16 protein-coding genes are annotated in these 24,269 nt (G+C 62.2%); 12 read left to right on the plus strand and 4 right to left on the minus strand.

Annotated elements, in window-relative coordinates:
- Positions 1-64 precede the first annotated feature (64 nt).
- A complete protein-coding gene (locus HUS66_RS00585) occupies positions 65-1,735 on the minus strand; it encodes a multidrug ABC transporter permease/ATP-binding protein (RefSeq protein WP_175069058.1) in 1,671 nt (556 codons plus the stop codon).
- 326 nt (positions 1,736-2,061) lie between these two features.
- Here HUS66_RS00585 and HUS66_RS00590 point away from each other — a divergent pair, with 326 nt between their 5' ends.
- The 8 genes from HUS66_RS00590 (at position 2,062) to HUS66_RS00625 (ending at position 12,276) form a co-directional block, all read left to right on the plus strand.
- Positions 2,062-2,643, plus strand: coding sequence for a PRC-barrel domain containing protein (locus HUS66_RS00590; RefSeq protein ID WP_175069059.1), 582 nt, complete (start codon positions 2,062-2,064; stop codon positions 2,641-2,643).
- Between the two features lie 312 nt (positions 2,644-2,955).
- Positions 2,956-3,753 carry a FadR/GntR family transcriptional regulator gene (locus HUS66_RS00595; protein WP_282847725.1) on the plus strand — a complete coding sequence of 266 codons (798 nt, stop codon included), beginning with the start codon at positions 2,956-2,958 and terminating at the stop codon, positions 3,751-3,753.
- A 119-nt stretch (positions 3,754-3,872) separates the two neighbouring features.
- Positions 3,873-5,021, plus strand: a complete 1,149-nt coding sequence (gene dgoD / locus HUS66_RS00600; protein WP_092523510.1) for a galactonate dehydratase — start codon at positions 3,873-3,875, stop codon at positions 5,019-5,021.
- Positions 5,022-5,105: 84 nt separating this feature from the next.
- Positions 5,106-6,143 carry a 2-dehydro-3-deoxygalactonokinase gene (locus HUS66_RS00605; protein ID WP_175069061.1) on the plus strand — a complete coding sequence of 346 codons (1,038 nt, stop codon included), beginning with the start codon at positions 5,106-5,108 and terminating at the stop codon, positions 6,141-6,143.
- Positions 6,144-6,277: 134 nt separating this feature from the next.
- On the plus strand, positions 6,278-6,892 hold the full coding sequence (locus HUS66_RS00610) for a 2-dehydro-3-deoxy-6-phosphogalactonate aldolase (RefSeq protein ID WP_175069062.1): 615 nt from the start codon (positions 6,278-6,280) through the stop codon (positions 6,890-6,892).
- Positions 6,893-6,953: 61 nt separating this feature from the next.
- Complete coding sequence (locus HUS66_RS00615) at positions 6,954-7,883, plus strand: SMP-30/gluconolactonase/LRE family protein (protein ID WP_175069063.1); 930 nt, start codon at positions 6,954-6,956, stop codon at positions 7,881-7,883.
- Positions 7,884-8,016: 133 nt separating this feature from the next.
- Positions 8,017-10,224 (plus strand): alpha-galactosidase, encoded by a 2,208-nt coding sequence (locus tag HUS66_RS00620; RefSeq protein WP_175069064.1) that lies wholly within the window; start codon positions 8,017-8,019, stop codon positions 10,222-10,224.
- 69 nt (positions 10,225-10,293) lie between these two features.
- Positions 10,294-12,276, plus strand: coding sequence for a beta-galactosidase (locus HUS66_RS00625; RefSeq protein ID WP_175069065.1), 1,983 nt, complete (start codon positions 10,294-10,296; stop codon positions 12,274-12,276).
- 94 nt (positions 12,277-12,370) lie between these two features.
- Here the strand turns inward: HUS66_RS00625 and HUS66_RS00630 are convergent, their stop codons facing one another.
- Positions 12,371-13,963, minus strand: coding sequence for a solute:sodium symporter family transporter (locus tag HUS66_RS00630; RefSeq protein WP_175069066.1), 1,593 nt, complete (start codon positions 13,961-13,963; stop codon positions 12,371-12,373).
- A 237-nt stretch (positions 13,964-14,200) separates the two neighbouring features.
- On the opposite strand from HUS66_RS00630, the gene HUS66_RS00635 reads away from it, so the two are divergent.
- From HUS66_RS00635 to HUS66_RS00645, 3 genes are all read left to right on the plus strand, one after another.
- Positions 14,201-15,079 (plus strand): AEC family transporter, encoded by an 879-nt coding sequence (locus HUS66_RS00635; protein WP_175069067.1) that lies wholly within the window; start codon positions 14,201-14,203, stop codon positions 15,077-15,079.
- Positions 15,080-15,256: 177 nt separating this feature from the next.
- Positions 15,257-16,939 (plus strand): alkaline phosphatase D family protein, encoded by a 1,683-nt coding sequence (locus HUS66_RS00640; RefSeq protein ID WP_175069068.1) that lies wholly within the window; start codon positions 15,257-15,259, stop codon positions 16,937-16,939.
- Positions 16,940-17,675: 736 nt separating this feature from the next.
- Entirely contained in the window at positions 17,676-19,136 is a 1,461-nt protein-coding gene (locus tag HUS66_RS00645) for a malate:quinone oxidoreductase (protein ID WP_175069069.1), read from the plus strand.
- Positions 19,137-19,267: 131 nt separating this feature from the next.
- On the opposite strand, the gene HUS66_RS00650 is transcribed toward HUS66_RS00645, so the two are convergent.
- Positions 19,268-21,550 carry a CehA/McbA family metallohydrolase gene (locus HUS66_RS00650; RefSeq protein WP_175069070.1) on the minus strand — a complete coding sequence of 761 codons (2,283 nt, stop codon included), beginning with the start codon at positions 21,548-21,550 and terminating at the stop codon, positions 19,268-19,270.
- Positions 21,551-21,762: 212 nt separating this feature from the next.
- Here HUS66_RS00650 and HUS66_RS00655 point away from each other — a divergent pair, with 212 nt between their 5' ends.
- Complete coding sequence (locus HUS66_RS00655; RefSeq protein WP_254628637.1) at positions 21,763-22,989, plus strand: PQQ-dependent sugar dehydrogenase; 1,227 nt, start codon at positions 21,763-21,765, stop codon at positions 22,987-22,989.
- A 74-nt stretch (positions 22,990-23,063) separates the two neighbouring features.
- Here HUS66_RS00655 and HUS66_RS00660 read toward each other — a convergent pair whose 3' ends face one another.
- Positions 23,064-24,170 (minus strand): hybrid-cluster NAD(P)-dependent oxidoreductase, encoded by a 1,107-nt coding sequence (locus HUS66_RS00660; protein WP_175069071.1) that lies wholly within the window; start codon positions 24,168-24,170, stop codon positions 23,064-23,066.
- Positions 24,171-24,269 lie beyond the last annotated feature (99 nt).

Consider the following 24,269-nt stretch of genomic DNA (forward strand, 5'->3'; position numbering starts at 1 on the left):
CATATCAAGAAATTAAATGATAATTTTTTTTATTTAGATTAACAATGCCAACCCCTGATGCCGTTCAGCCCTCCCCCTGATCCAGTCTCGCCACCGCATCGCGACTGACTCGCTCCCGCTGGTCACCGGTCAACTCGCTCAGCCGGCCGCCGTGCATCTCCAACAGCCGATCGGCATGGTCGAAGTAGTGGTCGTCGTGGCTGATGGCGAACACCGTCTTGCCCATCGCCTTCAACTGGGGCAACAGGTCGCGGTAGAAGACCCGGCGAAACTGCGGGTCCTGGTCGGCGGCCCACTCGTCCAGCAACAGCAGGTCACGTTCCTCGGCGATCGCCATCAGTAGCGCCAGCCGCTTGCGCTGCCCTTGGGAAAGCTCGGGATTGGTCACCCGCTGGCCCTCGAACATCAGCTTGTCGCGCATCGCCAGATAGTCGAGCCACACTTCGACGAGCGCCGGATCGGCTTGGCCCCCTTCAGGGCCGACCAAGTCCGTGAACTGATGAAAGTCGGTGAAGACCGCAGAAAAGCGCTGCCGATAGGCCGGTATCAGGGCATCGTTCAGCGGCTTATGGTCCAGCAGCAGCTCCCCTTCCTGGGGCTGGTAGAGGCCTGTCAGCAGCTTGGCCAGAGTCGACTTGCCGCTGCCATTGCCGCCGATCAGAAACACCAGCTCGCCGCGCCTCAGGGTCAAATCCAGAGGGCCGACCCGGAAGCCTGGCAGAGCATCGCTGCCGGTATAGGTAAAGCTCACGCCGCGCAGCGTCAGGGTTTGCCAGTCCGCCGTCGCCGGCTCGGCCACCGCGAAATCCGCTTGCGGTTCGGCCAGCTCCAATGCCGCAATCTTGTCGAAGGCGACCTGAGCGCTCAGCAGCGTTGGCAAGGCTCCCACCGCCTGAATCAGCGGTGTGCGCAGGAACAGCAGCGTCAGCGAATAGGTCGCGGCGACGGCGGTGCTTGCCCAGCCCAAGCCATTGGCCAGATAGAACACCACGCCAATGGCGCCGAGCATCATGATGTTCGACCAGTTAACGGCGCTTAAATGGTAGGTGTCAGCCCGGATGATATGGTCACGATAAGCGCACGCGTCATCGGTATAGGGTCCCTCGAAGAGGCGCCGCGCCCGGCTGCGGTTGAGTGCCAGTTCCTTGCACCCCTGGATGACGGCCTCGTAGTCCTGATAAAGCCTGTCCTCGCTTTCACGCACCTTGGCCAGATGGCGATATACCCGCGCCACCAACCAGGAACCGCCGGCAATCGTGACCACCAGCCACAGGGCCGTGACCAGCAGGAGACTGGGCGACAGCCAGCCCAGATAGACCGCCGATCCAATGGTCAGCACGACGCCCTGCACCAGCTCGGGCAGGCGCACGAAGGCGATGGTGACGTTACGCACATCGCTGGACAGGCTCGCCAGCAGCTCAGCGCTGCCCAGCCGCTCGAGCCGCTCCACATCGGTATCCAGAATCTGCTTGACCAGACGGCCTCGCAGTCCATAGACGAAATGGTGCCCAAGCGTGGTCAACGCCAGCTGAGAGGCCAGGGTCACCACCAGCAGTGCGACGATCACCCCGAGAAAAGCGGGTAAAACGTTTGAGGGATCACCCACCGCCTCGATCAGCCGACGGTTGATAAAGGCAATGGCGCCGATGCCGAGCCCGGCGCTGGCCAGACTAAGCAACATGACGGCAAGAAAGTGCCAGCGATAGTGGCGAAAGATAACGCGAAGCAGATCCACGGCGGGTCCTTGTCCTGAGTCAGTGGGCCTTCGACCCCGTCGATGACGATGCCACTGACACAAAAATGAAAAGCATTATTAATTGCATTTGCAATTTTACCGAAACCTCGCGCCGTCACAATGCCAGCGCCCGCTGACCGCATGACGTCGCACCAACCGGCTGCTGTCTGGCTCGGGCCCCGCTTTCGTCGACATAGGCCCAACCAGCGCAAGACCCGGTGTAACGCAAGCGTCACGCCCTTGAAATTCCCCCAATGCCCTCAAGATATGAGGGTATGGCGCAGCATCCGGCCATGAAAAGGAATCTCAATCAGGAGTACTCGTTCATGACAGCACGGAATTCGCTCAAGACCGATCGCACAAGCAACCTGAAAGGTGCCCTGTTCGGCGCCATGCTCATCGGTGGCATGAGCGTCGCAGGCTCGGCCCTCGCCGCCCCTCAGGGACTTTATTCCGCCAATGAACTCAACGATGCCGACGTCGTCCTGAAGGCGACCCCCAGCCAGCAAGTCGGCGAAGTCGAGGATATCCTGCTAGATGACGACATGAAGGTTCGCGGCTTGGTCGTCGAGACCGACGATCAGTTTGGCCTGGCCGAAAAGGCCTACGTGGTCAACACCGGCGACTTCACTGTTGAAACACTCAATGGCAACAATCTCGATGAGGTCAGCTATGTCGTGCATCTCGACATGACGAGTGAAGAGATCAGCCAGCAGCCCGAATACACCAGCACCTGGTGGGCTGAGACCAAGGAGGCCACGAGCAAGGCCTGGGCCAATACCAAGGAAGGCGCCAGCAGCGCCTGGGAAACCACCAAGTCCGCGACCGCCGATGCGCTGACCAGTGCCGGTAACGCCCTCGAATCCGCCGGCGACAAGGCTCAGCAAGCCGTCGACGGCAATCAGTAAGCCTCTGCTGAGCCGGCTTGACGCTGGCTCCAGCAAGTAGCTTCAAAGACACGCGGCCCGGTCATCGACCGGGCCGCGTTGCGCCTGGCCTATGTTGTTCAAGATCGGCAGCGCCTAGCAGGCCCGTATGCTCCCCACTCGGCCGCCGTTCTGCAGTACCTGCCACACCTGGGTCTCTCGCTTGGCCTGACGGCTATATGCCCCTCATCGGCCAGCCCCATCGCGACCAATGTCTAAGCGAGGTCGACGGCAAAGTGATTGCCAAAAATGTCTGACATTAATATATTTAAATCAGATATTTTGGAGACCGCCGTGACCGCACTCTCATCACACGCCAAGCCCTCGCAACTTTCTCAGCTGCCCCAGCCCGCCGAACCCGGTGGCGCCAATGCGCTGGCAACGGTGCTGGCGCATGCCATTCTGTCCGGACACTGGGCGAGCGGTGACACCTTCCCCCGCGAGCTGGACCTGTGCCAGCACTTCGCGGCCAGCCGTAACCGCATACGTAACGCCCTGGCCGCGCTTAGCGCCAGCGGGCTGATCGAGCGCACCGCCGGCCGCGGCACCGTGGTTCGCGACATCGTCGAGTGGCACCTGCTCGACCCGCAGATGAGCGAATGGATGGCGGGGCTGGAGTCACCACATCCGCAATTGGTGCGCGAGGTCTTCGCCTTCCGACTTTCCGCCGAACCCTTCGTCGCGGAACTCGCAGCCCTTGCCGCCACGGCCCAGGACCTGGCGCGCATCGAGACCGCCTTCGACGGCATGTGCGAAAGCGCCGATGATCCGGCTCGCCGCGTGGAACATGCCGAACATGACGTGGCCTTCCATGACGCCATCTATCGGGCCAGCCATAACCTGGTCTGGCGGCAGATGGGCCTGTTACTGCGGCCCTCGATCGTCGCGCTGATCCAACACTCCCACCATCAGGCTGACTCGCTCGACGACAGCCTGGCGCGCCATCGTCGGGTGCTCGAGGCGATCCGCCTGCGCCAGCCGGACGCAGCCCGCGAGGCTACCGAGCAGGTACTGGCCCGCACCGCCGCCGACCTGGGCGTCGACAGCGGCGGTCGCCAACTAAGGCACCCGGTCGCCTTTACGAACGAATGAACGCTAGCTGACCGATAGCGGCCTCGCGCCGCCCGCTGCTGCGCCACACCCGACGCCAAGACCAACGTCAGGCCCGGCTCTTAGCCCGACACTTCGCCCAACATAAAAGGATGCATCGCATGAAAATCACTCGACTCAAGACCTGGCAGGTGCCGCCGCGCTGGCTGTTTCTCAAGATCGAGACCGATGAAGGCTGCTACGGCTGGGGCGAACCGGTCGTCGAAGGCCGCGCCGCCACCGTCGAAGCGGCCGTCCATGAGCTTTCCGATTACTTGGTCGGCCAGGACCCGCGCCATATCGAGCACCTATGGAACGTCATGTATCGGGCCGGCTTCTATCGTGGCGGCCCGATTCTGATGTCGGCCATCGCCGGCATCGACCAGGCGCTGTGGGACCTCAAGGGTCGTGAGCTGGGCGTGCCCGTACACCAACTGCTGGGCGGCCCGGTGCGCGACAAGATGCGCATGTACGCCTGGACCGGCGGCGACCGTCCCAGCGACGTCGGCACCGGCGCCCGTGCCCTGGTCGATCAGGGCTTCACCGCCTTCAAGATGAACGGCACACCGGAAATGCAGATCGTCGACTCCCATAAGAAGATCGACGATGCCGTGGCTCGTGTCGCCGAGGCCCGTGAAGCCGTAGGCCCGGATGTGGGCATCGGCATCGACTTCCATGGCCGCGTGCACCGGCCGATGGCCAAGGCGCTGATTCGCGAGCTCGAACAGTTCCATCCGATGTTCATCGAAGAGCCGGTCGCCCCCGAACATCTGCCGGCCCTCAAGCACATCGCCGAAGGCATCGCCACGCCGATCGCCACCGGCGAGCGCCTGCATACCCGCTTCCAGTTCCGCGACCTGCTGGCCGACGGCATGGTCGACATCATCCAGCCGGATATTTCCCACTGCGGCGGCATCAGTGAGGGGCTCAAGATCGCCACCCTGGCCTCCGCCTACGATGTGGCGCTGGCCCCGCACTGCCCGCTCGGGCCGCTGACGCTGGCCGCCTCGCTGCAGCTGGATGCGGTCTGTCACAACGCCTTCATCCAGGAACAGAGCATGGGCATCCACTACAACAAGGACAACGACGTGCTCGACTACCTCACCGACAAGTCGGCCCTCGAGATCAAGGACGGCTTCTGCGCCATCCCTCAGGGGCCGGGGCTGGGCGTCGAGATCGACGAGGCCTTCGTCGAGGAGCGTGCCAAGGTCGGCCACCGCTGGCGCAACCCGGTGTGGCAGCACGAGGACGGCTCGGTGGCCGAATGGTAAACGAGCGGTAAACGCCTTGCCCTACAGCACTTGCCGATGATGCAGGCGCCCTTGCCAGGGCGCCCAGCAATGGAGAACGCCACGATGACCGCTGATCAAGCCGCCCCCCTCGCCGACCGCCTTTCCTGGATCGCTGTCGACTGGGGCTCCAGCAACCTGCGTGCCTGGGCCCTGGACGACGCCGGTACCATCATCGCCGACGCCAGCGGCCCGCGCGGCATGCTGGGGCTGGCCCCGGATGAGTTCGAGGGCGCCCTGCTCGAGACGGTCGGCGACTGGCTGGCCTCAATGGCACACGACGAGGCCATCGAGGTACTGGTGTGCGGCATGGCCGGTGCTCGTCAGGGCTGGGTAGAAGCGGCCTATCTGCCGCTGACCGATGACAGTGATGTCCTCGCCGAGCTCGGCAGTCGCTTGACGCCGGTCCCCACTAAGGACCCGCGCTTGCAGGTGCGGATCGTACCGGGCCTGTGTCAGCGCCCGAGCGCCGAGGCGCCACAGCGTCTCGATGCAGGAGGTTTCGATGTGATGCGCGGCGAAGAGACCCAGCTCGCCGGGCTGATGAATCGTCACCCGGCATTCGATGGCGCCGTCTGCCTGCCGGGCACCCATGCCAAATGGGCCCGGCTCGAGAACGGCCGCATCAGCGGCTTCACGACCTTCATGAGCGGCGAGCTCTTCAAGCTGCTGAGCCAGCACTCGGTGCTCAAGCATTCGCTGGCAACCGATGACCGTGCCGGCAACCTCGGCGACGAGGACCAGCGGACGGCCTACCTGGACGGCATCGATACGGCCATGGCGGCCCCGGAACGCCTCAGCGCCGAGCTGTTCGGCATCCGCGCCCGGGACCTGCTCGACAGCCGGCTACCCGCAGGCGAGGCCCGAGGCACTCGCTTGAGCGCCCGCCTGTCAGGCCTGGTGTTGGGCCTGGAACTGGCGGGCGCCACGGCAAACCTGGCGCCTGGCAGCCGTGTGGTGCTGATCGGCGATACAGCGCTGTGCCAGCGTTACCGGCTTGCGCTTGAGCACCGAGGCTTCTCGGTCGACATCGAGGCCAATGCCGACATGATCCTGGCCGGTCTCGGGCGTATCCATCAAGCAAGCCTCGCCGCCAGCGGCTGAATAAGCCCCAATCCAAGATCCGTCATCTTGTGATTCATCAATGATGACCCAGAGCGCGCGACGCGGCTGTCTGAGCGATCCATGTCGTGCGAGTCACATCACGCTATACACATCATGCTACCTAAGGAAAGCCCATGAGCCTGCCACTGGTCGCCATTCTGCGCGGTGTCACCCCCGCCGAGATCATCGATATCGCCGAGGCCATCATCGCCGCCGGCATCACGCGTATCGAGATTCCCCTCAATTCGCCCCAGCCTCTCGAGAGCGTGGAGAAGCTGGTACGCCACTGCGCCGAGTATCATGGCGAGCGCATTCTCGTCGGGGCCGGCACCGTGCTGACGCCCGAACAGGTCCGCGACGTGCATGCGGTGGGGGGCCGGCTAGTCGTCTCGCCCAACTGCAACGTCGAGGTGATTCGCGAAAGCCGCCGCCTGGACATGGTCTCCATGCCCGGCATCGTCACTCCAACCGAGGCATTCGCGGCGCTCGAGGCCGGCGCCTCCGGGCTCAAGCTGTTCCCCGCCACTCAGGTCGGCATCGCCAACATGAAGGCCATGCAGACCGTGCTGCCTGCGGGCACCGAACTCTATGCCGTCGGCGGCATCGGCACCGACAACTTCGCCGAGTGGCGGGCGGCCGGCGTGCATGGCGCCGGGCTTGGCACCGCCATTTACACCCCGGGGCTGAGCGCCGAGCAGGTCGGCGAACGGGCCCGCGCCCTGGTCGCCGCCTGGCAGGCGGCCGACTGATTCACACCAGCCGACCTGGCGCATCTCGTACCTAGCTCGCATCTAAACAAGGAGCCCCCGCATGAGTGATGTCCCGACACCGTCATCCCCCTGCCTAGGTCATGCCAGGGTCTGCGTCGCCAGCGGCTGCGAGCTTGGCGAAGGCCCAGGCTGGGACGCCGAGCGCGGCGAGCTGCGCTGGCTGAATATTCTAGCCGGCGAGCTACACCGCGCCGGGCCTGATGGCCTCGATCACCGTGTCAGCCAGCTCGACCGGCGAACCTCTTACGCGGCGCTGACCACTGATGACGACTACCTGCTGGTCGCGGAACACCAACTGTCGCGCTTCGATCCGCAAACCGGCGAGATCAGCGCCTTCATGCCCTTCGAGGCCGACAACCCCGTCACCCGCAGCAATGATGCCCGGGTCGATACGCATGGCAGCCTGTGGCTTTCCAGCATGGGGCTTGGTGCCGAGCCAGGTGCCGGGAGTCTCTATCGCCTGCATCGCGGCGAGCTCACCTGCCTGCGCCGGGGAGTGACCATCCCCAACGCACTGTGCTTCTCGGCGGATGGCCGCCACGCCTATTTCAGCGATACCGCGACCGGCTGGGTGATGCGTTGGGCACTGGACGCCGAAGGCTTCCCTCAGCGCAACCGCGCCGGCGCCTTCATCGAGCCCGAGCCCTGGTCCGACCTGCGCCTGTCGGGCGGCGGACCGGATGGCGCCGTGATGGATGCCGAGGGCTGTATGTGGATCGCCCTGTGGGGCGCTGGCCGAGTGGCCAGGCTCGACCCCCAGGGCCAGGAGATCGCCCATGTGTCGCTTCCGGCGAGCCAGCCTTCTTGCCCCGTCTTCGGCGGGCCAGGACTAACCACCCTCTATGTGACCACGGCACGAGAAGGCATGGCTGACCCACAGCCCCAGGATGGCGCTCTCTGCGTCATCGACCTCGCCACCCATCTGCCCGGCTGTCACGGTGCTGCCGAGCCTGCCCTGCGCCTTGCCTAAACCTTGACGGAATTCTGTCCAAGCCGTGCCAGAACTGCTGGCCAGCACTGTTCGCCCATCCTTTTAGTCAGCGCTGAGCAAGCGACCCGTTTTACGAGACCGACGCAGGACTCAAGCCCGAGAGAGAGAACGCATGACCACCACCGCTTCGACCTCAGCGCCTCACAGCCAGCACCTGCAGGAGGCGCGGTGGCTGACCCTGACCGCCGCCGGCGTTCAGCTGCAGCTAGACCTTGACCAGGACAGGCCGCGCATCGCGCATTTCGGGCATACGCTGGCGGTCGATCCCGCGACACAGCGATTGATGGCCAGTGCCGCGACTCCCCAAGCGAGCCTCGACCAACTGCCGACCAATACGCTCTTCAATGACGCAGGAAGCGGTTTCGCTGGCCAGCCGGCATTGAGTGGCGATCGCGACGGCCAGGACTGGCTCAGCGACCTGCGAGTCGTCGACATCGCCTGTCACCACGATGCGCAGGCCGCCCACGCCCATCTGACCCTGCGCGACGAGCTCAGCCAGTTGGAGGTGCGCCTCTCGCTTCAGCTGACCGCCGAGGGCGTGCTACGCCAGCAGAGCACCCTACGTAACCAGGACAGCCGCGCTTATCGCCTCGAGTGGCTGGCCGCCGCCTGCCTGCCGCTGCCGGTGCGCTACGAGGAATGCCTGACCTTCGGCGGCCGCTGGGTGCAGGAATTCACCGAGACCCGTCATGCCATCGGCGAGGGCATGTTCGCCCTGGAAAACCGCCGCGGCCGCGGCTCGCACCAGCGTGTACCGTCGGTGATCGTCGGCACTCGGGGGTTCAGCGAGCAGCGTGGCGAGGTCATCAGCGCTCACCTGGCCTGGAGCGGCAACCATCGCGTGCTGGTCGAGCGTCAGTTCGACGGCAGCACCCAGCTGCAGCTGGGCGCCCTGCTGCTGCCGGGCGAACAGACCCTGGCGGCCGGCGAATCGATCACCACCCCGGAGGTGGTGCTGGCCTGGTCCGACAGCGGCATCAACGGCGCCAGTCAGCGCCAGCATGCCGCCCTGCGCGCACGCCTCGACTGGCCGCAATCGCACAAGCCGCGCCCGGTGCACGTCAACACCTGGGAAGCGCTCTACTTCGACCACGACGCCGCCCGTCTCGATGAGCTGGTGGTGGCCGCTGGGGACGTGGGCGCGGAACGCTTCGTGCTGGATGACGGCTGGTTCGTCGGTCGCGACGGAGAGCGTGCCGCCCTGGGCGATTGGTATCTCGACGAGGACAAGTACCCCAACGGCCTCGATCCGCTGATCGCGGCGGTCCACGCCCAAGGCATGGAGTTCGGCCTGTGGGTCGAACCCGAGATGGTCAACCCGGACAGCGAGCTCTATCGCCGCCACCCGGACTGGATCCTCGGCCTGCCCGGCCGCGACCAGCCGCTGGGCCGCTACCAGTGCGTACTGGATCTGACGCGTCCCGAGGTCGGCGACTACCTGTTCGAGCGCCTCGATGCGTTGCTCGCCGAGTACCCTATCCGCTATCTCAAGTGGGACATGAACCGCGACCTGACCCATGCGGCCAGCCAGGCCGGCGAGCACGCCGGTCGCCCGGCGGCTCATGCCCAGGTCGAGGCGCTCTATGCCCTGCTGGCCCGGCTGCGCGCCGCGCATCCCGAGGTCGAGATCGAGAGCTGCGCCTCGGGTGGTGCCCGCACCGATCATGGCATCCTGCGCCACACCCATCGGGTCTGGACCTCGGACTGCAACGACCCTCACGAGCGCGTGCATATCCAGCGCGGCGCCGGGCGCTTCTTGCCACCGGAGCTGTTGGGCGCCCACATCGGGCCCGCGCATGCTCATACCACTTCACGCCGCACCAGCCTGGCCTTCCGTGCCAGCACCGCCCTGTTCGGGCACCTAGGGCTTGAGCTGGATGTCAGTCGGCTCGACCACGACGAACGCGCCGTGTTGAGAGGCTGGACCGAGCGCCACAAGGCACTGCGCGGCCTGCTGCATGGTGGCATTAGCTGGCGCCTGGATTGCCTCGACCCGCACCAGCAGGCGCATGGCGTGGTTAGCCCCGCCGCTGATGAGGCGCTCTTCAACGTCAGCCAGCTCGCCATGCCACGCCACGCCTTGCCGGCATCTCAGCCACTGGCGGGACTCGACCCAACGCGGCGCTACCGGGTCGAACTGCTCGAGCTCCCCGAACACCCCGAGCGGCGCATGAAGGCCCTGCCGGCCTGGATCGATGCCCAGCTCAACCGAGGGGAAACACTGGAAGCGAGTGGCGAGCAGCTGATGATGCTCGGGCTGGCCCTGCCGGTGCTTGACCCCGACCAGGCCTTGCTGCTGCACCTGCGGGCCTGCGGCTAGGCCAAGACAACTATTTGGACCAACAGACTTTCTTATGTAGCCGCCCATTTATAACTAAGGAGTAACGTCATGCAGCTAGGCGTTTGCTATTACCCCGAGCATTGGCCCCGCGAGCGCTGGGCACAAGATGCACGAGACATGCTCGCCGCGGGCATAAGCACCGTGCGCATTGGTGAATTTGCCTGGAGCCGGCTGGAACCCCGCCCGGGTCAATTGGACTTTAGCTGGCTGGACGATGCCGTGGAGGTGCTGGCAAGCGCTGGCCTTAAGATCGTCATGGGCACACCAACTGCCACGCCTCCGAAGTGGCTGGTAGATGCGCACCCAGAGATTCTCGCCGTCGATGAAAACGGCGACGTCCGCGGCTTCGGATCTCGTCGGCACTATTGTTTCGCCTCACCGGTCTACCGGGAGCTTAGTGAGCGCATCGTGCGCCTGATGGCTGAGCGCTACGCAGGCAACCCGGCTATCACGGCTTGGCAGACCGACAATGAATACGGCTGCCATGACACCATCCTCAGCTACTCGGCTGCTGCTCGCTCACGTTTTCCAGAGTGGCTCGAAGCCCGTTATGGCACCGTCGATGCGCTCAACGACGCCTGGGGCACAGTATTCTGGAGCATGGAGGTCACGGCTTTCGACCAGGTCGAGGCCCCGGTGGGAACCGTCACTGAGCCGCACCCGGCTATCGTGCTCGATTACCGCCGTTTCTGCTCCGATATGGTAGCGGAATACAATCGTCTGCAGGTCAATACACTTCGCGCAGCGGGCGTGAACGTGGATATCGTGCACAACTTCATGGGCCTCTTTACCGAGTTCGACCATTTCGATGTATCCAAGGATCTCGATATCGCCAGTTGGGATAGCTATCCCCTCGGCTTCCTCGAGCGGGGTGCCCACGATGATTCGACCAAGGCCTTGTACAGGCAACAGGGCCATCCGGACTTTGCCGGCTTCCATCACGATCTCTACCGCGCCATGTGCAAAGGTCGCTGGTGGGTCATGGAGCAGCAGCCGGGGCCGGTCAACTGGGCGCTAAGCAATGCCGCGCCACTCGATGGAATGGTGCGACTTTGGAGCCATGAAGCCTTTGCCCATGGAGCCGAACTGGTCTCCTACTTCCGGTGGCGACAAGCGCCCTTCGCGCAGGAGCAAATGCACGCTGGCCTTCTACGGCCCGACGGCAGTCAGGCCGCAGCTTGGCAGGAAGTCATTGCGGTGCGCGACGAAATCAACGTAATGGCAGATGCCGCACTTGACCTAGCCGCCAGCACGCAGTCCCCGGTCGCATTGATGTTCGACTACACGGCCATCTGGGCCTGCCAGATTCAGCCGCATGCCGAGCATTTCGACGCTCTCGAGCTTCATCTGCTCTGGTACAGCGCACTGCGGCGACTCGGCCTGGATGTGGATATCGTCTCTTCACAAGACGACTTAAAAGGCTATTCACTGATCGCACTGCCTTGCCAGGTGATCGCCGATGATGCCTTGGCGAAGCGGCTGGAAGAAGCACGTGATAGTGGTAGCCGCATCATCATCGGTGCGCGCTCCGGCTCGAGAACGGTGGACTTTCGTGTCCCCGAACAGTTGTCACCCGGTGCACTGACGGGGCTGACCGGCGTAACGGTGGATCGTGTCGATGGCCTGCGTCCTGGTGCAGAGCCAGCACTTACCCTGGCAAACGGCCATAGAGGTCATGCCCTTCGATGGCGAGACCTGCTCGACTCGGAGCGTCAGCAAGCCAAGATCATCAGCGTCTTCGATGATGGTGAGCCCGCCGTCACCGAGCATCACTCGGTGACCTATCTGACAGGTTGGCTGAATGAGGACAGCATGGTCGCACTGTTCGAGGGCGAATGTCGCAAGGTGGGTATAGCCGTCAACCCGATGCCGAGTGGCGTTCGGCTGCGGCGTCGCGGACCGCTTTGCTTCGCCTTCAATTATGCGCCCGAGGCGCGTCGACTGCCCGAGAGCCTGGTGCCAAGCGATGGTTACCTTGTGGGCGCCACGCGACTGCCCCCGGCAGGAGTCAGCATCTGGCGCGACGCGTAAGTCACTTGCTGTAGCGCATGCGGAGAGCGTAACGACAATGCCCAGGCACTTGGCCTGGGCATTGTCATTGAGGGGGCAACGCTGGGACGAGGCTCTAAATGAAAGCGATATAGATACCCAATACCAGCATCAGCAGCACGACGCTGGCTATCTTAGTGCCTGCCCAAGGCGTCATGTCGATAGCGCCAACGTCTTTCTGAATCCATGGTTCTTCTCGAGGCGCCACCTTACCGATGATCAGCATCATCGACACGAGCACCACTAGCACGATGGCGATGAAGTGGAAGTTGTGAACCGCATCCACCAGCTTGGCCAACGGCGGCACGAAGTAGAACAGGCCAATCAGGGCGCAGCCCAACACCAGTGCCAAGTTAGCAGCGATGGCTGGCACACGCTTGGATACCAGCCCCACCACGATCACCGACAGCAGCGGAATGTAATAAATGGAGTTCACTTTCTGCACATAGACGAACAGGCTTTCTTGGCTGGCCATCAATGGAGCGATGGTCATGGCCGCGGCGGCCATGATCCAGCCAGCCCACTTCGAGATCCTCACTACCTGCTCGTCACTCGCCTCACGGTTAAGGCGTGCCTTGTAGACATCCAGGCTGAACAAGGTAGCGGTTGAGTTCAGCGCCGAGTTGAAGGACGACAGGATGGCGCCGACCATGGCGGCGGCGAAGAAGCCGGTCAGCGGCGCCGGCAATACATCGTATACCAGACGACCATAAGCGGCATCGGCCTTGATGCCCTCCCCAGCGTAGAGCTGAAAAGCAATGATCCCTGGCAACACAAGATAGAGTGGACCAAGCAGCTTGAGCAGCCCGGTCAGCAGCACGCCCTTCTGGCCTTCGGCCAGAGTCTTGGCGGCAAAGGTACGCTGAATGATCTGCTGGTTGGTGCACCAGTAGAACATGTTGAGCAAAAGCACCCCGGTGAACAACGTCGAGAAGGGCACCGACTGGTCCTCGTTACCCAGCGAGCGCAGCTTTTCGGGGTTAGTCGCCTTCAGTTCTTCCCAGCCGGCCATCACCCCCTGACCATCGCTCACCGCATTGAGACCGAAATAGACGATCAGCAGCCCGCCAATCAGCAGGCCAATGCCGTTCAGGGTGTCAGAAATGGCGATAGAACGTAGCCCGCCGAACAGTGCATAAATTGCACCACCAAGCCCTACCGCGACGACTGTTCCGATCAACAGTGTATACGTGGACTCGATACCGGTGAGTGCCTTGAGATCCAGCAGCCCCATCAGGCCTAGCGCCCCCGAGTACAAAATACTCGGTAGCAGAATCACCGCGTAGGCGACCATGAATATGATGTTGGCCAATAGCTGCGTCGTTCGATCAAACCGCAGCGCTAAAAGCTCTGGCAACGTGGTGATACCGCTCTTCAGGAAACGCGGCAGAAAGAACATGGCCATCGCCACCAGCGAAACCACTGCGACTACCTCCCAGGCCATGACCGAGAGCCCATCGGTGAAGGCAGCACCGTTAAGACCCACCATCTGCTCGGTGGAGAGATTGGTCATCAAAAGTGAACCGGCGATGACCGGGAAGGTCAGGCTGCGCCCCGCCAGAAAATAGCCTTTGGAGTGCCGGTGATCATCATGTCGGGTCATTCGCCAGGTGATGAAAGCCACCAAGCCGGTGAAAAAAACGAAGGAAAGTAGTGTCAGTGAATTCATGAATTGTCCTTTTTGTGGACGCAGGCAAGTACTCGCGATGGAGCTGATAGCCAGTCTAACGAGTCAAGTAACCGACACCATTACCCATTTGTCTCACTTGATATATAATTTGTCTGACAAATAGGGCACATTTCTCAGATACGCTCGCCCTCAGGCCGGCGTTGCATGGAAGTTGCAAAGTTGTGAACAAGGTCATGACAATACGCTGACCGACTCCACCGCCGACAAGGATTGCTGATGTTTGCCCAACTCTTCGCCGTGATGGCCCCCGTGTTGATCGGTGCCGGTCTTGGCTTCACCTGGGTGAGGCTCGGACATGACTTTCCGGTTCCCTTCGTCACCAAGCTGGTCTTCAATATTGGCACTCCGGCGCTGATTCTGGCCTCGCTGGCGGGAGCCGAAGTCGATGCTCAGAGCTTCACTCTGACCATGCTCGGCACCCTGCTGGTGCTCGCCGTCATGGCCCTGGCGACCTTTCTGGTGGCCCCGCTGCTCGGCAAGTCCTGGCAGGTGCTGCTATCGCCGATGATGTACCCCAACACCGGGAACATGGGCCTGCCAGTGGTGCTCTATGCGTTCGGCCAGTCGGCCTTCGCCTTTGCGATTGCGGTGATGGTTACGGTATCGCTGGTGCAATTCACCTTTGGCATTGCCATGTCGAGCCGCAGCGGCCGGCCGCTACGCACCCTGGCTCGCACTCCCGCCCTCTATGCGATCGCAATCGCACTGACCCTGCTGCTGACCGACACCGATCTGCCACTGTGGCTCGACAACACGCTGGAGTTGATATCGGGCTTCACCGTGCCGCTGATGCTGATCACCCTCGGGGTGTCGCTGGCCCATATCCGCGCCAGCAACCTCTCTGCCGGCATCGGCTTCAGCGTGATTCGCATTCCACTTGCCGCCCTATTGGCCTTCGTCGTCGGGCACCTGCTCGGCCTGCCGCCGCTCGCACAGAGCATTCTGGTCATGCAGATGAGCATGCCCGTCGCGGTGTTCAACTATTTGTTCGCCCAGCGCTCGGGCCGTGAGCCCGAATACGTGGCGAGCCTGGTGTTCTGCTCGACGCTGCTGGCCTTCCTCTATCTACCGCTGCTGCTGGCCTTTCTGCTTTAGGCGGGGTCATGCCAGAGCAGCGCCCTGGGGGCATTGCGGCTCGGCCCAGGCCTGACGAGGCGCATGCGCGTCCCGGCAATATGCACTCTTCAACAAATGGACATGGTTCGGTCATCATCACTGCGGACAGTGGCTGTTCCCGGCTTTCGCATCGGGCAACGCCCCAGGAGTCTGTCCATGTCCACGCATCTATTCCATCTACTCCGTCGCCAGCCCCTTTCAGGCAACGGCCAATCGACTGATGAGACCTGCCCTGCGCCGGCAGAAAAAGCAGCTCCGTCTTCGCCATTGAACCTAGGCCGCCGTCAGCTGCTCTCGCGAAGCCTGCAAGGCGCAGGGGCCGGACTGCTTGCGGCTAGCGGCCTGCTGGGCGCACCAGCGATTGTCATGGCCGAAGGCCGTCGCCCAAGCATGCCTTCCGGCGTGATGAGCGGCGATGTCACGGCCGACCGCGCCATGCTTTGGAGTCAGACGGACCGCCCATCGCGCATGATGATCGAACTGGCCGATAACCCTGAGATGCGCGGCGCTTTCGCCGTGCGAGGCCCGACCGCCCTGCCCACCGATGACCTGACGGCGCGCCTCGACTTGGCCGGCATCGGCCGCCATGCCAACGCAGAGGGCGAAGTCTTCTACCGCGTCCGCTTTGCCGATCTAAGCGACCACCGCGCCATCAGCGAGCCGCTGGATGGGCGCCTGGTACTGCCACCCAATGCGCAGAAGCCTCGAGCGCTGCGTTTCGTCTGGTCCGGCGATACCGTGGGGCAAGGCTGGGGGATCAACCCGGATTTCGGCGGCCTGCGCCTGTACGAGACCATGCGACGGGTGCGACCGGATTTCTTTCTCCACTCCGGCGACACCATTTATGCCGATGGCCCCCTGCAGGAGACTGTGACCGAACATGACGGCAGCATCTGGCACAACATCGTCACCCCGGCCAAGTCCAAGGTCGCCGAGACCCTCGACGAATACCGCGGTCAGTACGCCTACAACCTGATGGACGACCACCTGCGCCGTTTAAATGCCGAGGTGCCGATGTTCGCCCAGTGGGATGACCACGAGACGCTGAACAACTGGTACCCGGGAGAGATTCTCGACGACGCGCGCTATGCCGAGAAAAACGTCGATGTGCTGTCGGCCAATGCCCGCCAGGCCTTCCTCGAGTACATGCCGCTGCGCACCTCACTGGCGGCACCAGAGCGCGTTTATCGCAAGTTCAGCTTCGGGCCGAGCCTGGAGATGTTCATGCTCGACATGCGCAGCTTCCGGGGCCCCAACTCCGCCAACCGCCAGTCACAGCAAGGGCCAGAGACCGACTTTCTCGGCCGGGATCAGTTGACCTGGCTAAAGCAGTCCCTCAAGGCCAGCAATGCCACCTGGAAAGTGATCGCCTCGGATATGCCATTGGGCATCATGGTGCGCGACGGGGATAACTTCGAGAACTCGTCGAACGGCGACGGCCCGGTGCTGGGCCGGGAGCAGGATATCGCCGAACTGCTCAAGTTCGTACGTGACGAAGGCATCGAGAACCTGGTGTGGCTAACCGCCGATGTGCACTACACCGCAGCGCATCACTACTCGCCGGAGCGCGCCGTGTTCAAGGAATTCACGCCGTTCTGGGAGTTCGTCAGCGGCCCGATTCATGCCGGCACCTATGGACCGGGCGAGCTGGACAACACCTTCGGCCCGAAACTCGAGTTCGTGAAAGCGCCGCCGGAAGGTCGCGCCAACATGTCCCCCAGGGAAGGCTTCCAGTTCTTCGGTCAAGTGGATCTCGACCCACAGAGCGAAGCGCTTACCGTCACGCTCAAGGATATTCAGGGCGACGCGCTCTATTCCAAGGTGCTGATGCCGGCTTGATCGCTGGCCGGCAGCGTCCCTGAAACACCACAGCCAGCAAGCAAACAGCAAGAGGCCGCGCCCAGTCGCGGCCTCTTGCTGTACAGATGTGCCGCCCGTTGCGTCAGGCGATGCCCCCTACCCCCTCTATCTCGCGCTCTAAAGTGCTACAGTGTTGCTATGCAGCAAGGCCAGCAAGACAACCAGACCATGGAAGACTTGGACGTTGCCCCCAGACCCTTGAGGTTCGGGAAAGGAGGCTCGCGACAGGATGCTCGAGACAGAATGGGGGCTGGAATGGTAGCGCCACATAAGAGCGGGAGTGACTCTGGCCCTAAAAGCCGGTCGCTAAATTCTTGTTCCTGAAGAATCAGCGTTTTGCGTCGAGTTTCGTTCATAATAGTCATTCTCCCACACCGAGTTCAGCGCACAAGCGAGCTCAGGCAGCACCGGACATAACGGCGTGGCACAGCGCAGAGTGCTTGTGATATCCCACGAGAAACGCACTAGAGCCGACTCATGTGTGCTTGCATGGTGAGCCAGATACCAATCTTCCTCGAAAAAACGACATTGACCGCCGGTCTTGCCGCTGCGCCAGAATGAGCTTGGAAACGCCGTCATTCCTTTATAATCAAGGATCTTAAAAGATTCTCATCGGCACACCGCGAATTTCCGGCGCAAGCGCAAAGCATGGTATTTTCTGGTTTATCCACTCTTTTAACTGACATCAAGTCATCCAAACGGACGGGAGAGCGTCATGAAGGTGTTTATCATTGGGGCGGGCATTATGGGCACCACCCTTGCAACGCTGGCCAAAAAGATCGCTCCCGAGCTTGAAATCACCATTCTTGAAAGGCTGGAACGCGCTGGAGCCGGTAACTCCTCTGCGTTCTGGAACGCAGGCACCGGCCATGAGGCGAACTGTGAGCTCAACTACACACCGGTGGACGGAGAGGTTATTGCCGTTGAGAAAGCGCTAAAAATCCATGCGCAATTCAACGTCGCCAAGCAGTTCTGGGCGCACCTGCTGAAGAATGGCGTCATCGAAGACCCAAAAACCTTCATTAACCAGACCAAGCATTGCACCATCGTGCCTGAGCCGGCCATCGAAGAACTGAAGCTTCGATTCCGCGAGATGTCCAGCCATCATTTCTTCGAAAAAATGCAGTTTTCAGAAGATTTTGACGAAATCAAAAGCTGGATTCCCTACACCATGGAGGGGCGTTCCCGCGACGAAAAGATGGCCGCGACCGTCATCGAAACGGGAACCGACGTCAACTTTGGCGCCTTGACGGAACAGCTGGCCGCTCACGCAGAGAATGACCTGGGCGTAAACATCGAATACGGCACTCATGTAAAACGCGTGCACAAAAGCCCATCGGGGCAATGGGTAATTGAAACCCAAAATAAAGAGGGTGCTACTCAGCACCGAGCAGATGTGCTGTTTGTTGGTGCCGGTGGTGGTGCCTTCCCATTGCTAAAGAAAAGTCACCTGCCATTCCGGAGTCGATACGCCGGCTTTCCCGTTGGCGGCCGCTTTCTAAAAGCATCGATAAGCCCGGAAGAGGCAGAGAACTATCACGCCAAGACCTATGGCAAAGCCAAAGTGGGCGCTCCCCCCATGTCTGTGCCGCACCTGGATTTGCGGGTGGTCAATGGTCAGCACTACCTGTTATTCGGGCCATTTGCCTCATTCAATCCTGTGCTCGAAAGAGGACGGGGCGTGTTCGACTACATGAAGGCTATCCGTCTGCATGATATTCCCAACCTGCTAAACGTCGCGTTTGAACACTTCCCTCTGGTCAAATATCTGGTATCGGAGACCTTTACGGGCGAAAAAAGCATGTTGGCACAGCTGGAAGATTTTGCCCCAGGTCTAAGCAAAAAATTCGACTGGGAGCCCATCCATGCTGGCCAGCGTGTTCAGATCATCAAGGATGGGGATCTTCAGATGGGTACCGAAATTGTCGTGTCTGAGGATAAGACCTACGGCACCTTGTTGGGGGCGTCACCGGGCGCGTCGGTCTCCCCGGAAGTCATGTTGAGGTGTCTGGAGCAACTCCTCCCGGCGATTTTCACCAAAGGCGATGGCGATAAACGGAAGAAGGAGATCTTCCCGGAAGACAATCTGGACACGCTGATCAACGATGCAGATCGCTATCGTGAAGTGCGAGATTCGGTGAATGAAGCACTGGGCATCGTAACGTCAGTCGACTAGCGCAAGATTGCATATACCTTCTGCCCAATCAGGGGAGACCCTGAAACGCTTCGGCCAGACAGTAAGAGGCCGCGCCTGAGCGCGGCCTCTTGCGTAACAGATACCCCGGCTTTTATATCAGGCGCTGGCGATCATTCGCCGGCAGCCGACAGATAAGCCGTGCTGCCCTGACGCTTGACCCATACCGGATTGCTCCAGGCTTGGTCGCCATCGGCGTCCTCGACTTCCAGGGCAATCCAGCCGTCGATCTCGGCATCCAGCGGGAACGCCAGACTCGCCTCCTTGCCGTCGAGCTCACGGGTGGCGATAACCTCACCACCGCGGCCAATCAGGCGTGCCTCGGCCAGACCGTCCACCGCCTCGACATCGACATGCCAGGTGGCCGACTCATCACCTGCCAGGCGCAGGGTATCGCCGAACAACGCGTTCTGCGGATACAGCAACGGGCCCTGGGTCGCATAGCCGTGACCATCTTTGAGGGCACGAGCAAAAGCACGCGGCGACAGCTCGCCGGGCACCCGCGCCATCATGCGGATGCGGCCGGTCAGGTCGTTCCAGGCGTCGTGGGTGTCAGTACCGGCGGTAAAGTAGATCGCTGTGCCTTCATCCCACAGCGCATGAGCGGTCTCGAGGGTCTTGGCGTTATCGACCTCGGCGTTGAGCTCGAGCAGGTCGAAGTTCGGCGTAAAGCCGCCCGGCACCTTGTCGTTGGACAGATTGTTCAGATAGCCATAGTCGTTGTACGGATGGTTCATCGGAATCACTTCGGCGCCCAAACGGCGGGCATCCTGGATGATGTCCTGCACTTCGTCGGTGCCCGGATCGACCATCAACTCACCGCCCAGGGCAATGGGGAAGGGATTCATGTGACCCCAGGACGGCGAGATTTCGATCGACGGAATGAAGGGCACGCCGCGGCGATCGGAGAGCTCCTGGAAGCGCTGATGATTGGCCGTGGAGTCATGGTCGCTGACGAAGGTAAGATCCAAGTCGGTAGCGAGCTGGGCGCTGACTACCGTCTCGGGGGGCGTGGTGCCCTCCAACACGTTGGCGTGGTGGTGCAGGTCGGCGCCGTACCAGCCACGGTCGTTGGGCTCGGCCAAGCGATCGATCTCGATGGTACGCGACACCTGCTCACCGGAATCAAGGCTCACGTCGAGGGTTTCGCCCTCAGCGGTAAAGCCCGCGCCGGCGTTCACGGCCAGGCGGTAGTCGCCCGGCGCCAGCGAAAGCTCGGCACTGCCGGCCGGGTCCAGCGAGGTGAAGAAGGTCTGCTTGCCGAGGAACTCCACCGGCGGCTGCTGGCCTTCGAGGATGGTCAGGCGTGCATCCCGTGCCACACCGCTACCGGCCTCGACGATATCCATCGACAGAGTACCCGGACCCTTGAGGCCCTCGAAGGTCAGCGTCTGCTCACCGTCGACAGTCACGCTGATATCGCGGGGCGCGCTGTTGGCATGGCCAAGTCCGGTGGCATAGATCTGGTAATCGCCCGCCGGCAAGTCCATCGCGAACTTGCCATCTTCAGCAAGGGTCCAGGCATAGGGGTGGCCCTGCTTCTCGACCATCACCAGGCCATCCTGCGGTGCCTCACCGTCATCGTTGCTCAGGGTGCCGCTGATCCGGCCAGCCTCCTGATCCTTGCGTTCGATCTCGTTGGCCACCACCGGCGCCAGGTCGCCGGTGGGCACTACCTGCAGCGCACCTTTGAAGGTGCGGCTTTCTCCCGGTGCCAAGTCATGCTCGAGGTACATGTCCTGGCCTTCGTAGTTGACGCGGTCGAAGTACGGCGCATGCAGCGCGATCACCCAATCCCGGTCATAGGCGACCATGCGATCGGTCAGCGCCTGGTCGGCGACGGTTTCCTTGGCATCGCCAAGGCCCGGCACGCCAAACAGGAAGCCGGTGTCCGGCCACAGGGTGAAGCCGGAACGGATTGCCGTCAGGGCCTCTTCGCCGGCGTTCTCGAGCTCGGTCTCAAGCTCGATGCGGTCGCTGCCGGCCTCGAGAGTGTAGGTGGTGATCACCCAGGCATCGCCCCAGTTACGGCGTACCTGCACCACGGCACGCTCGGGGCTGTCTTCGAGGATCATGACTTCCTTTTCGCTGTTCGGCCAGGCCGACCAGTTGTTGGGAATGAAGTCAGCAAAGGCGACGCGATCCAGGTCCAGCTCACCGTCCTTGACCGCCGCTAGATCCACGAGGGTGCCGCGAGGCACGCCCCAGGGCGGGCGGGACTCTACCGCCAGGGCAAAGGCCAGATGCTCATTGGCGATGGTCAGGTCTTCGTCGGCGGTGGCCTCCCCGTCAGGAATCGAGGTAGCGCCCCGGGTCAGGCTGACATCGGCCTGAGCGGGACCGGCAAGTCCTAGCGCCAGTCCTGCCGCCAGCCAAGCGCGTCGCGAATGCATCATAATGGGCATGGTCCTTTATTATTCCACAGCGTTATCGAATTCAAGAAAAAGGATTATCAGATATTTTATTTAATCATTCAAATTACCTCATGAGCACCAGGTTCAACGCGGCATTGCCTCTATTCGGCGCCTATCAAGCATAGGTCTTTGAGCCAATAACGGAGAGGCCTGCTAGGGTGAAAAGGCTCATACCGAGGAAGGGAGCTCTATCCATGCGACGACTGATTTGGCATGCCGCGTACTCGCGACCAGCGACGCTGCTACTGATGACGCTGCTTGGCGCGACGCTCCTGGCAACGACCCTATTGTCATCGCCATTGGCCCATGGGGCGACGACCATCGCCGAGCGACTGCCCGGCACTCCCCATGCGTTCCGTCTCGAGCGTCTGGCCGAAGGCCTCGAACGCCCCTGGTCGCTGGCTTTCCTGCCCGATGGCCGCTTCCTGGTCAGTGAGCGCCCGGGGCGGCTGGCACTGATCGAACCCGGCGGCGCCATCACGCACGTCGCGGGGATACCGCGAGTGGTAGCCCGCGGCCAGGGCGGGCTTCTGGATCTGGCCCTGCACCCGGACTTTGGCAATAGCAGCGGGGGCAAAGGCGACGACGGTGAGCACGACTGGCTCTACTTCAGCTATGCCAAGGCCGGTCCCGATGGCAGTGGCACCGCCGTGGCCCGGGCGCGGCTGGCCCTGAATGCATCGAGCGGCCCTCGGCTCGAGGGCGTAGAGACGATCTTCGAACAAAACCGCTTCTCGATGCCCAACCATCACTATAGCGGGCGGCTGGTGTGGCTACCCGATACCACGCTGCTGTTGAGCATCGGCGATCGTGGCCACGGCGATCGGGCACAGGACGGCGCCGATCATGCCGGTAGCGTGCTGCGACTGACCGCAACCGGCGAGGCACCTGCCGACAACCCTTTCGTCAATGATCCAGGAATGGCTACCGCGCTCTATACCCAGGGCAATCGCAATATCCAGGGCATGACGGTGACGAGCAACGGCACCGTGTGGTCAAGCGAGCATGGGCCGCGTACCGGCGATGAGATCAACCGCATCGAGGCGGGGGTGAACTACGGCTGGCCGGAAGTGACGCTGGGGCGCGATTACGCGACCAACCTGCCAATGGGTCGCAACCATGCGCCGGGCATGCGCGACCCCGCCTATGTGTTCGAGGGGCGCTATGCCCCGTCGGGACTCGCCTGGGTGGATAGCCCGCACTTCCCGGGCTGGCAAGGGGACCTGTTGGCAGGGGGCCTTGCCAGCGAGGCGCTGACACGGCTGACGATCGACAACGGGAAAGTGTCTCGCGCCGAGGTACTGCTCGACGGCCAGATCGGACGCATCCGCGATGTGCGCCAGGGGCCGGACGGGCTGATCTATCTGCTCAATGACCAGCCCAACGGCGGGCTCTTTCGCCTGACACCTGAGACACGCTGAAGGGTCGGCTTGATACACGTCGGTCGAGCATCCCAGCACCAGGCGAACAATCCGCCGGTTAGCGACAGCCTGCCTCAGAAGTCGACGACGACATTGCCGGTGGGCTTGCTGCAACAGGAAAGAATATAACCCTCGGCGATGTCGTCATCGGTAATGCCACCGTTGTGGTCCATCTCGACCTGCCCTGAGCTCAGCGGTACCCGACAGGTACCGCAGATACCCATGCCGCAGGCCTTGGGAATGTGCAGGCCGAGTTTGGCGGCAGCGGCATGCACGGTTTCGCCGGGCTGCACCCGCACGCTCTTGCCGGTGGCACTGAACTCGACGCTGTACATGTCGGCGACGTCGAGCTCTTCGGCCTGCGCCTCGGCCTGCTCGGCCAGTTCCAGCACCTCTTCCTGCACGTCCAGCGGTGTGGCACCGAAGGACTCCTCGTGGTAGCGGCTCATATCGAAGCCATTGTCGCGCAGGATACGCTTGACCGCGTTCATATAGGGTGTCGGGCCGCAGCAGAAGATCTCACGCTCCATGAAGTCCGGCGCCATCAGCTCGAGCATGGCTTGGCTCAGGTAACCGCGAAAGCCGGCCCAGGCCTCGCAGAGTTCGTCGCTGCGCTCACAGACGATATGCAACTTGAATTCGGGAATCCGCGAGAAGATGTGCGCCAGCTCGCGGTGGAAGATGATGTCCTGCGGCGAGCGGGCACTGTGCACGAAGGCCAGGTCAACCGCGGCGTTGGTATCGAACAACCAGCGGGTCATCGACATCAGCGGCGTGATGCCGACACCACCGGAGAGCATCAGCACCTTGTCGGCGGCATGATCGATGATATTGAAGTTGCCAACCGGCCCGTGCACCGCCAGCTCGTCACCGGCCTTAAGGTTGTCGTGTAACCAGTTGGAGACCACGCCGCCCGGCAGCCGCTTGACGCTGATCGAGAAGCTATAGGGCACCGACGGGGAACTGGAGATGGTGTAAGAACGCATCACCTGCTCGCCGTCGATCTCGAGTTCCAGGGTCACGAACTGCCCCGGCTTGAAGAAGTACAGCACCGGCTGCTCGGCCATGAAGCAGAAGGTGCGCACGTCCCAGGTCTCCTGTATGACCTTCACGCAGCGCACCTGATGGCGCCCGTTGATCCAAGTCTGCGTGGTTACCGGATTGAGAAAGTCTGACATCATGATGGTTTCTCGCTTGGACGTGCCGACAGGCGCCTCGATGGTGCCCCATGCCTGAGGTTATGAGGCCGTGGAGCCTTGCCTGAATTCTGCGCTACCACC

The sequence above is a fragment of the Onishia taeanensis genome (assembly GCF_013349955.1).
GTDB lineage: Bacteria > Pseudomonadota > Gammaproteobacteria > Pseudomonadales > Halomonadaceae > Onishia > Onishia taeanensis_B.